Source organism: Roseburia inulinivorans DSM 16841, from assembly GCF_000174195.1.
Taxonomy (GTDB): Bacteria; Bacillota; Clostridia; order Lachnospirales; family Lachnospiraceae; genus Roseburia; species Roseburia inulinivorans.
Genome location: NZ_ACFY01000077.1, coordinates 1 through 531 on the forward strand (window position 1 = coordinate 1; position 531 = coordinate 531).

Genomic DNA, 531 nt, shown 5'->3' on the forward strand with positions numbered 1-531 from the left:
TCGTTGGCTCTAGCCTGACTTTCGCACAAAATAAATCAAAGAGAAAGTCGGCGAAGAAGCCTTTGGTGGAAGTAGTTTCTATTGTTACCGACGAGAAAGGTAGCCCGTTGAAGAATGTTTCTATCATTTGTGGAGAAGGCGCAGTCGTTCTATATACAGATGCAAAGGGACGTTTTCAGACGAAGGTCGAGAATGACGCAACCGTTATGGTGGAGGCTTTGGGATATGAAGATAAAGTGTATAAACTGTTGGGCAGCAATATAGTGCCTGAAAAGATTGTATTGAAGAAAGAGCCTCTGTTTCTGACCGAAGAATCGCTGGTGAATAGAGCCGATGGTGGCAAGACGTATAAAGGGAATGAAGTAGGCGCAACGAGCGTACTGGAGAACGGACAGTTCGGAACCTTCCCTGATTTGACGCTGACGAATATGCTGCAAGGTAAAATGTTAGGTCTGCAAGTTCGCTCCACAGTCAGCGGATTGGGGAACAATACGCCTGATTTATTTATCCGTGGCCAGCATGGCATGTCGG

1 protein-coding gene is annotated in these 531 nt (G+C 46.1%); it reads left to right on the top strand.

Annotated elements, in window-relative coordinates; all coding sequences use genetic code 11:
- Positions 1-531: hypothetical protein (locus ROSEINA2194_RS07995; protein ID WP_007885444.1), on the top strand; the 531-nt coding region annotated here is incomplete at both ends.